Origin of the sequence: Haladaptatus sp. (genome assembly GCF_049589095.1) — an archaeon.
Classification (GTDB): domain Archaea; phylum Halobacteriota; class Halobacteria; order Halobacteriales; family Haladaptataceae; genus Haladaptatus.
In genome coordinates this window covers 1-9,956 of record NZ_JBAWAC010000412.1, presented here as the reverse complement: position 1 = coordinate 9,956, position 9,956 = coordinate 1, and the positions used below count along the sequence as shown (strand labels likewise).

General features: G+C 61.4%; 10 protein-coding genes. 2 read left to right on the top strand and 8 right to left on the bottom strand.

Annotated elements, in window-relative coordinates:
* The 6 genes from WBV42_RS13020 to WBV42_RS12995 form a co-directional block, all read right to left on the bottom strand.
* Positions 1-475, bottom strand: a 475-nt coding sequence (locus WBV42_RS13020; protein ID WP_423986409.1) for a CBS domain-containing protein, incomplete at its 3' end; no start/stop codon positions are given.
* A gap of 44 nt (positions 476-519) precedes the next feature.
* Positions 520-894, bottom strand: coding sequence for a DUF555 domain-containing protein (locus tag WBV42_RS13015; RefSeq protein ID WP_066146503.1), 375 nt, complete (start codon positions 892-894; stop codon positions 520-522).
* A 76-nt stretch (positions 895-970) separates the two neighbouring features.
* Positions 971-1,447 (bottom strand): GNAT family N-acetyltransferase, encoded by a 477-nt coding sequence (locus tag WBV42_RS13010; protein ID WP_423986408.1) that lies wholly within the window; start codon positions 1,445-1,447, stop codon positions 971-973.
* Between the two features lie 112 nt (positions 1,448-1,559).
* Entirely contained in the window at positions 1,560-1,838 is a 279-nt protein-coding gene (locus tag WBV42_RS13005; RefSeq protein ID WP_423986407.1) for a DUF7410 domain-containing protein, read from the bottom strand.
* Positions 1,835-3,205: a hypothetical protein gene (locus WBV42_RS13000; protein WP_423986406.1), complete on the bottom strand. Its 1,371-nt coding sequence runs from the start codon at positions 3,203-3,205 to the stop codon at positions 1,835-1,837. The genes WBV42_RS13005 and WBV42_RS13000 overlap by 4 nt, the downstream gene beginning before the upstream one ends.
* 123 nt (positions 3,206-3,328) lie before the next feature.
* Entirely contained in the window at positions 3,329-3,862 is a 534-nt protein-coding gene (locus tag WBV42_RS12995; RefSeq protein WP_423986405.1) for an Rrf2 family transcriptional regulator, read from the bottom strand.
* A gap of 149 nt (positions 3,863-4,011) precedes the next feature.
* Between WBV42_RS12995 and rocF the strand changes: the two genes are divergently transcribed.
* Together rocF and WBV42_RS12985 are read left to right on the top strand one after the other, a co-directional pair.
* On the top strand, positions 4,012-4,932 hold the full coding sequence (rocF, locus tag WBV42_RS12990; protein ID WP_423986404.1) for an arginase: 921 nt from the start codon (positions 4,012-4,014) through the stop codon (positions 4,930-4,932).
* Between the two features lie 328 nt (positions 4,933-5,260).
* Entirely contained in the window at positions 5,261-5,482 is a 222-nt protein-coding gene (locus WBV42_RS12985) for a hypothetical protein (protein ID WP_423986403.1), read from the top strand.
* Positions 5,483-5,527: 45 nt separating this feature from the next.
* On the opposite strand, the gene gyrA is transcribed toward WBV42_RS12985, so the two are convergent.
* The gene (gyrA, locus tag WBV42_RS12980) at positions 5,528-8,017 is read right to left on the bottom strand and encodes a DNA gyrase subunit A (RefSeq protein WP_423986402.1); all 2,490 of its coding nucleotides are present in this window, start codon (positions 8,015-8,017) and stop codon (positions 5,528-5,530) included.
* Positions 8,014-9,930, bottom strand: a complete 1,917-nt coding sequence (gene gyrB, locus WBV42_RS12975; protein ID WP_423986401.1) for a DNA topoisomerase (ATP-hydrolyzing) subunit B — start codon at positions 9,928-9,930, stop codon at positions 8,014-8,016. The genes gyrA and gyrB overlap by 4 nt, the downstream gene beginning before the upstream one ends.
* Positions 9,931-9,956 lie beyond the last annotated feature (26 nt).

Here is a 9,956-nt window from a genome sequence, read left to right as displayed (position 1 = left end):
CCATGACTGCTTTGTAGTGGTCGAGGAGGTTGCTGATCTCGTTGAGCGTGGCCGACTTCGAGACGGTCGGGAAACTCTCGTCCATGAACTCACGGACGGCCTCGTCGCGGGCGTCCTCGCTGACGTGGACGAGGCTGCTCTCGCTGATCGAACCGACCGGAACGCCCTCGTTGATGACGGGGAGTTGGGAGTAGCCTGCATCCTGCATCTTCTGTACTGCCTCGCTCACCGTGTCGGACGGGCCGACGTTGACGACGGATTTGTGGAGCAGGTCGTTCGCACGAACGATGTCGCCCTCGGATTCCTCCAAGGCGTTGACGATGCGTCGAAGCGTCGAAAGTCGCGGGTCCACGTCGTCGCCCTCGATCCGGGCGATGAGCGGTTGAGAGACACCGGCCCGCTTTGCGAGTTCACTCTGCGTGAGTCCCAAATCGGTTCGATGTTCCCGAAGATCTTGGGGTGTCGGGAGTTCCATGCCTAGAAATTACCAATGGTTATGGTATAAATCGTTCGGACCGTTTATTCGTCGCCGAAGTCGATTTCCTCGTCCTCGCCGAATTCGATGGTTTCGACCACCGACAGCGGGACGTCGCGGAGCGCGCCGCCGACTTCGCTCTTCGCGATTCGCTGCGCGTGTTCCTCGCCTTCGGCGTTGAACACTTTCATTTCGAGGACGAGACCGACGAGTGAGGTGTGGGCCGCGATGAACGCCGAATCGAACGGTTCGCCGCAGGCAGGACACCCCGTCGCGCCGACTTCGACTTCTACATAGTCCATGTTCTTCTGATTTAGCCGCTTTCCTGCTTCGCTGACGGCGACGCCGATGGCGTCGTCGATGTCGTTGACATCGCGTACCAACCAAGCCGCCTCCATCGCAACGAGGTAATTGCTCATACTCGAACCAAACACCGGAGGGTTTCGTGTCTTTTGGTTTGGCGGTCGAAACCGGGCAGTTCGATGACCAATCGTTTCACAGGTTTCGCCACATCTCGACACACGCGAGTTCGACGCCACCAAACACCTCGTGTTCGACCGTCTCGATCCGTTCGTACCCGTTCGCCTCGTAGAAGTCGGCCGCGTTCAGCGACGCGTGCAGGGAGAGCGAATCCAGGCCCACGTTTCGCGCCACGGATTCGAGATGCGAGAGCAGCGACGACCCGAGACCGTTCCGCGCGTACTCCGGGTGGACGTACACCGCCGAGAGAACGCCGGTATCGAGTTCGAGACGACCGAACCCGGCGATCTCACCTGCCTCCTCCGCGACGATAACGTACTTCGATTCGTCACGGATCGACTCCAGATACGGTGCCACCCCGAGCGGTTGGGCGGCCCACGCGTCCACCTGTTCGTCGTGGTACCCCTCCGGTCCGAAGGCCCGAATCGACGCCTTCCGGAGGTCGAGAATCGGTTTCGCGTCGTCCTCCGTCGCGGAGCGAATCGAAAGCATAGAACAGGTGACAACGGACGAGGCCCTAACAGTTCGGATGCAGGCGATAGGATACTATTCGGAAGCGGGATACGGTCGGTCTCGAATCTCCATCCATCGTCCCCTCGTTCGACTACGACAGGCCGACGATGGCGTAGATGAACAGGAAGCCGAAGTACAGCAGGACGAGCACGCCGAGCGCCTTGAGACGGAAGTGTTTGAGTTCCTCCGTCTCCTCCTCGTAGGTGTCGTAGAACTCCTCGACTTCGCCCTCGGTGAGTTCGTCCCCGTGTTGCAACCCGCGGTGGAGCACCAGATACTCCTCACTCCGAAACGGGCAGCCACAGTAGGCACACTCGTAGGCCGATTCGCCGGACGGAACGTGGTAGTCTGTCGCTATCGTCATGGTCATGGTGGTGTGATCGTCGGTTGCGAAACGACCCACATGCTCGTCATCGTGTACAGGATCATCACGGCGACGAGCGGGTACTGGCTCCGTATCGCCTGCATCCTGCTCGGAAACACGTCGTACGCCGTGGCGTGGGCCACCCACACCGCGAGCAGGTGGCCGATCAGGATGAACGCCATGTTGACCGCACTCCACCACGGCGGAAGGACGATGATGATCGGTTGGGGTGGGTTGACGGGGTTCGACAACATTCCCAAGAGGGTGGGGGAGAGCGAGAGGAAGTAACCCACGTAGTGGGCGAGGTGATACCCGACGGCGATGGGCAGGAGCGACGGCGCGAACTTCCGGGTGATCGCCGAGGTGGTGAGGTAGGTGTCCGCCGTGTTATGGGCCAATCGCGCGGCCAATCGATACGCGCCGAGGAAGAGCAGGAACCCACCGAGCAGCGCCGCAAGATAGGTGACGTGTCGTGGCACTCCGGCACCGGTCACCGCGCCTTCGATGTCCGCCCAGAGCGGCGTCGAAACGAACCCGTCGTAGGTCGTCACCCACAGGATGGAGATGATGAACGCGACTTCGTCGATCCCCGTCACGTACTTCGTCTCGGTCAACCGCGCACCCGGCAGTTGGAACTCGAACCCTGACTCGGTTCGGCGGAACGGGGCGACCCGCCCGTAGTAGCGAAAGACGCGAGCCACGGGATCGACAGTGCTGAACCACCGTTCGGTGTTAAATACGACGGTGCCTGCGAGCGTGATGAGCGAGTATGCGACGATGATATCGGCCAACATCTTGGGTTCGGTGGCCAGCGGGCTGAGCACTTCGAGCCAGATGAGCGCGAGCAGTCCGACGACGCTCGGCCACGCGCCCAACCGCTCGGGGTAGTGAACGTCGAGGGAGGGAAGGAGGTTTCCGATGGTCCGCCACGGGTTCAGCGCGGGCCACGTGTTGCCGAAGATGTACACCGTCGTGGTGTAAGCGGCCCACCAGCCGACCCAGACGAAGATGATGGCGATGTTTTCCCGCGACGAGGGCGGGCCGTACCATCCAGCGGCGATGATTCCAAGGAGAACGAGGACGCCGATGGCTTTCGTCGCGTGAACGATCGTATCGGCCGACCACGACGTGAATCGTTGCCAGTCGTGAATCTCACGGATGAAGCTTCTGTCGGTGATGAAACTGGCGAGGAGGAACGACGCGCTCACCACGCCGCCACTCGTGAGAATGAACAACCAGAGGGGGACGGACAGGGATTTCGATGACCCCTCGATACTCGCCCCGTGTGCCAGCGCGTGACCGGAGAGGGCAATGAAGAGCCACAGCGCGGCGACCGCACGAGTCGTGTACCGAATCGGTGTTCGGCGATGCATCGATTGAACTAGAGTGCGTCGGTCGATAATAGTTTCCGAAAGCGGACCGCAGGCGTCAAAGAAATGAAAAACGTGTAAGATTCAAACGTGTGAGATTCGAAACCGCTCGAATCGATCCCGAGCTCAGTGGTTCGGTTCTTCCGTCGGCGCTTCCATCCCCTCGATCTTCAGGATGAGGATGTTCCGAGTGTCGTCCTTGCCGTCGACACGTCCCTCCACGACGAGCTTCGAGAGCGGCGTCGGGCCAACCTTCACCGCGTCGCCTTCGTGGAAATCACGGACGGAGCCACGGAGGTGGATCTCCGCGCGGCAGAGTTCGGGGTGGTGCACGCTCGTGAGGTCGATCTCCTCGATGTTGCTCTGCTCGACTTCCTCGCCGTTGTGGGTAAGTGGCACCTCGGCGGCGGTTTCGAGCTCCTGCGTGTCGAGCGCTTCGAAGGCCGTCGCGGTCGGTTTGTAGCCGCCTTTCGGGCCCGGGACGCCCTCCACGAGTTGGAGCGCTTTCAAGCTCTGCATCTGGTTGCGAATCGTACCGGGATTCCGGTCGACTTCTTCGGCGATGTCCTCTCCCTTGACCGCGTCTTCGGTCTCCCGGTGGAGGTTTACGAGTGCCGTCAGTATCGTCTCCTGACTAGGCGTCAACTCAATACTAGACATTAGAGGAATCTTGGTAATTGATTTCCTTAAATCCGCCGAATATGCCGGGAGAATCGTTGTCTGTTATCTGTCGATACTCCAAGTATATAATACCAATCCATCCATCCGAAATGTTGCCTTTGAAACCCCCCCGCCCCGTCCGTTCTAGCATGACGAAACCCGTCCAGATCATCGGGGCACCGGTCGACTACGGCGCGAACCGACGTGGCGTGGACATGGGGCCGTCCGCGATTCGCTACGCCGGACTGGCCGAGGAACTCGCCGACGCTGGCGTGACAGCCATCGACACCGGCGACCTGAGCGTCCCGCGCGCGGAGGAACGCGATCCGGAAACGCACGAGCCGAACGAAGGCAAGGCCAAATTCATCCGCGAGACGGCGGACGCGTGCGAAGGCCTCGCCGACAGGGTGGCAGGCGCGATCGAAGACGACGCCTTCCCGCTCGTCCTCGGCGGCGACCACTCCATCGCCATGGGAACCCTCGGCGGGTCGGCCCGCGACGCCGAAATCGGTGCCATCTGGTTCGACGCGCACAGCGACTTCAACACCCCGAAGACCTCCCCGAGCGGGAACGTCCACGGCATGCCGCTCGCTGGCGCGCTCGCGGTGGACGACTTCGCGGACACCGACTGGGCGAACGCGCCCGGCCTGCGCGCCGAGAACGTCGTCCTCGTCGGCCTTCGAAGCGTGGACGACACCGAAGTCGATGCCATCCGCGAGAGCGGCGTCACGACCTTCACGATGTCCGACATCGACGAGCACGGAATCACCGAAATCGTGGAGGAAGCAATCGACATCGCCACTGACGGCGTGGACGGCATCCACGTCAGTTTCGACATGGACTGGCTCGACCCCAAGGAAGCCCCCGGCGTCGGGACGCCCGTTCGCGGCGGCGTCAGCTACCGTGAAGCCCATTCCGCCCTCGAAACCGTGGCGACGCGCGACAGGGAGGACGGTATCCTCCGCTCGCTCGAATTCGTGGAAGTGAACCCGATTCTGGACGAGCACAACGAAACCGCCGCGCTCTGTACCGAACTGGCGGCGAGTGCGCTGGGAAAGCGCATCCTATAGCACCTTTTGCTGCGTGAGTGCGCCGCCGGCGCACTCACTGACAAAATCTGCACCAAAAGCGCTTCGTCACCCCCTCAGTCACGCCGACGGACTCGCTCTGCGAGTCTGTCGCGTTCCTTCGAGGGTTCCTCGGCCCGGAAAATCTTCGATTTTCCGGAGGGGTTGCTAGTGACTGGCGGTTGTGTCGCTGGCTGAGTTTTGGCGATTGTGAAAACGCTAGTTACTAGCGGTTGTGTCGGGTGGCGATTTCGTCCACGCTAACTACTCGGTTTCGTATCTTCACGAAGGAGTCCAAGAGAATTTCTCACCGGCAGAGATCCGAACGCTCGTGGACGTCGTCGTGGACGAACAGATCGTTCCCCACGACCACGACGAACTCACACACCTCCTCGGCGACCTCGATTTCACGATTCGCAGTTTCGAGAACTTGACCCACTTTCTGGTGTGGAACTCGATGGAGAACGAGGGCGTCTTCGTCGGGACGACTTCCGACCCGGCGTGTTTCACGCCGACCGTCGCCGCGCTTCGCTCGCTGGTTCTGAACGACTGATCCCGTGTCGAAAAATCGTCGTTTCGGCTGAAAATGTACCGACCGTTATTCGTCGGCCACGTCGTCTTCTATCGGTTCCGCGTCGTCCGGAACCGCCGTCGCCGCTTCCGCGGGGATCACGTCCACGCTCGCCACGCGGTCGTCCTCGTCCACGTCCATCACGGTGACGCCCATCGTGTTCCGACCGACTTCCGAGATGTCGGCCGCGCGAATGCGCATGATCTGACCACGCTCGCTCATCATTACGAGGTGGTCGTCCTCGATGACGGTCTTGATCTCGGTGACCGGCCCGTTTCGCTCGCCGGTCTTGATGTCGATGAGGCCCTTGCCGTTGCGCGACTGGGAGCGGTACTCGTCGAGTTTCGTCCGCTTCCCGTAGCCGCGACGGGTGACGGTGAGCAGGTCGTCCACGTCGCCGTTCGCGGCGACCATCCCGACGACTTCGTCGTCGTCGTCGAGTTTGATGCCGTGGACACCGCGGGCACTGCGACCCATCTCGCGGGCCTCCGTCTCGTCGAAGCGGATGGTCATCCCGTTCTTCGTGGAAATGAGCAGGTCCTTCGTGCCATCCGTGACTTTCACGTCCATGAGTTTGTCGCCGTCTTCGAGCCGTGCGGCGATCTTACCGGTCGAGCGGATGTTCTCGAACTCCTTCGCGGTGGTACGTTTGACGTAGCCCTGTTCGGTGACCATACTCAACGACTCGTTCTCCTCGAACTCGTCCGTCGTGATGACGGCGGTGATGTCCTCGTCCCGTCCCAAGTCGAGGATGTTGACGGCGGATTTGCCGCGCGCCGTGCGCGACATCTCCGGTATCTCGTAGGTCTTCAGGCGGTAGACCTGCCCGTGATTCGTGAAGCAGAGCAGGTAGTCGTGGGTGTTCGCGCGGAACACCTTCGAGATCTTGTCGTCCTCTTTGAGGTCCGCACCGATGATACCCTTGCCGCCGCGGCCCTGCGCGTCGAACCGCTCGATGGGCATCCGTTTGACGTAATCCTGCTCGGTGACGACGACGAACACGTCCTCCTCGGCGATGAGGTCCTCGCGGGTGACCTCCGACGTGTCCTCCACGATCTTCGTCCGCCGGTCGTCGGCGTACTTCTCCTTCATCTCCAGCAGTTCGTCCTTGATGACGGCGAGTAGTTCCGACTCGTCGCCGAGGATGGTTTCGAGGCGCTCGATGCGCGCCGTCACGTCCTCGTATTCGGCCTCGATCTCCTCGGATTCGAGCGAGGTGAGGCTGCCGAGTTGCATCCGGACGATGTGTTCGGCCTGCTTCTCGGAGAAGTCGAACGTCTCCTGCAAGCCTGACCGCGCGCCGTCGCGGTCCTTGGCGTTGCGGATGAGTTCGACCACGTCGTCGATACTTTCGAGCGCTCGAAGCCGACCTTTGAGGATGTGAGCGCGTTCCTCGGCTTCGCCGAGTTCGTGCTTGCTCCGCCGTCGAACCACGTCGCGCCGGTGGTCGAGGTAGTGTTCGAGCAGTTCCTTCAGCGTCAGCACTTTCGGCTGGCCATCGACCAGCGCCAACGAGATGATGCTGAACGTGCGTTCGAGGCGGTGGTTCAGCAGTTGGTTCTCGACGACCTCCGGGATCGCGTTCTGCTTGAGTTCGACCACGACACGGATGCCGTCGCGGTCGGACTCGTCGCGCAGGTCGCGGATTCCCTCGATGGTGCCGTCGTTGACGTGATCGGCGATTCGTTGGATGAGTCGCGCCTTGTTCGTCTGGAACGGCAGTTCCGTGATAACGATTCGGTCATCCTGTACCTCGTACTCGGCGCGGACGCGGAGGCGTCCCCGTCCGGTCGTGTAGGCCTGGTGGATGTCGTTGCGCCCGACGATGTTCGCGCCGGTCGGGAAGTCCGGTCCCTTGACGTGCTCCATCAGGTCCTCTATCGTCGCGTCGGGGTTGTCGATGAGTTCGATCGTCGCGTCGATAACTTCTCCCAGGTTGTGCGGCGGGATATTCGTGGACATCCCGACCGCGATGCCGGACGACCCGTTGATGAGGAGGTTCGGGACGGCCGACGGGAGGACTTCCGGTTCCTGCAAGCGCCCGTCGTAGTTCGGCTTGAACTCCACCGTGTCCATCTCGATGTCGGCGAGCATCTCCTCGGACAGCGAGTCCATCCGAGCCTCGGTGTACCGCATCGCCGCTGGCGGGTCGCCGTCCACGCTACCGAAGTTCCCCTGCCCGTCGATGAGCGGGTAGCGCATGGAGAACTCCTGTGCCATCCGGGCGAGTGCGTCGTAAATCGACTGATCGCCGTGCGGGTGGAAGTCACCCATCGTGTCCCCGACGATGTTCGAACATTTACGGTGACTCGCGCTGCTCGTCACGCCCGACCGGTGCATCGCGTAGAGAATGCGCTTGTGGACGGGTTTCAGCCCGTCACGAACGTCTGGGAGCGCACGACCCGCGATGACGGACATCGCGTAGTCGATGTAGCTCTGTTCCATCTCGTCCTCGACGCGGACGCTCTTTACTTTCTCCGCGACCTCGTCCGGCAGGTCCGGTGTGTCGGAGCTCATATATCCACCCACTCCGCTTCGGTCGCGTGGTCCTGAATGAACTGTTTCCGTGGGCCGACGGAATCACCCATCAGCACCGAGAACATCTTGTCCGCCGCGGCGGCGTCCTCGATGGTTATCTGCTTGAGGATGCGGTTTTCGGGGTTCATCGTGGTTTCCCACAACTGTTCGGGGTTCATCTCGCCCAGTCCCTTGAACCGCTGGACCTGCGACGGGTTCCCGTCGCATTTCTCCTCGATGATGCGGTCGCGTTCCTCCTCGGTCATCGCGTCGTACGTGTTTCCGCGATACCGAACCCGGTACAGCGGCGGTTGGGCGGCGTAGACGTAGCCCGCTTCGAGCAACGGTTGCATGTAGCGGTAGAGGAGCGTCAGGTACAGCGTCCTGATGTGCGCCCCGTCCACGTCCGCGTCAGTCATGATGATGATCTTGTGGTAGCGCGTCTCCTCGATGTCGAACTCCTCGCCGACGCCGGAGCCGATGGCCGTGATGAAGTTCCGGATCTTCTCGTTTTCGAGGACGCGGTCGAGACGGTGTTTCTCGACGTTGAGCACCTTGCCGAACAGCGGCAGGATGGCTTGGAACTCCCGGTCGCGGGCCTGTTTTGCCGACCCACCCGCGGAGTCACCCTCCACGACGAACAGTTCGGACTTCTTCGGGTCGCGCGACTGGCAGTCCGCGAGTTTGCCGGGGAGCGCGCTCGATTCGAGCGCGCTCTTGCGGCGCGTGAGTTCCTCGGCCTTCTTCGCGGCTTTGCGGGCCTTCGCGGCCTCGACCGCCTTGCGGATGATTGCCTGTGCGGTGTCCGGATGTTCCTCGAAATAGACCGACAGTCCCTCGTGGACGGCGCTCTCGACGATACCGCGGACTTCGCTGTTGCCGAGTTTCGTCTTGGTCTGCCCCTCGAACTGCGGGTCCGGGTGTTTGACGGAGATGACGGCGGTCAACCCTTCGCGGATGTCCTCGCCGCGGAGGTTCTCGTCGATGTCGCCCAGCATGTCGTTGTCGTTGGCGTAATCGTTGACGACGCGCGTGAGGGCGGTCTTGAATCCGGTCAGATGCGAACCACCTTCGCGGGTGTTGATATTGTTCGCGAAGGCGTGAATCGACCCCTGCAACTCGTCGGTGGCCTGCATCGCCACTTCGACTTGGATGTTGTCCGCTTCGTCCTCGAAGTAGATGACGTCGTTGTGGAGGGCGGTTTTCGTCTCGTTCAGGTACTCCACGAACTCGCGGATACCGCCGTCGTAGCGGAACGTGTCGCGTTTCTCCCCGTCTCGTTCGTCGTCGAGGACGATTTCGACGCCGGAGTTGAGGAACGCGAGTTCGCGCAGGCGGTTTTCGAGCGTCGAGTAGGTGAAATCGGTCGTTTCGAAGATGTCTCGGTCGGGCCAGAATCGCTGGTACGTGCCCGTCTCCTCCTCGTCACGCATGTCGCGGACGCGTTCCATCTCTCCCGCCGGGTCGCCACGCTTGAACGTCTGTCGCCAGACGGCACCGTCGCGCTTCACTTCGACTTCGAACTTCTCCGAGAGGGCGTTCACCACGGAGATGCCGACGCCGTGGAGGCCGCCGGACACCTGGTAGGATTTGTTGTCGAACTTCCCGCCAGCGTGGAGGACCGTCAGGATGACCTCCAGTGCGGGCATGTCGTACTCCTCGTGGCGGTCCACGGGGATTCCACGTCCGTCGTCCGCGATACTCACGGAATCGTCTTCGTGGATCGTTACGTCGATACTGTCACAGTATCCGGCTAACGCCTCGTCGATGGAGTTGTCCACCACTTCGTAGACGAGGTGATGTAACCCACGGGAGTCGGTAGAACCGATATACATCGCTGGGCGTTTTCGAACGGCTTCGAGCCCTTCGAGAACTTGAATCTGCCCAGCACTATACTCATTTCCGTCGCTCATAAATTCTGATTTTTAGTAGGCAGGCA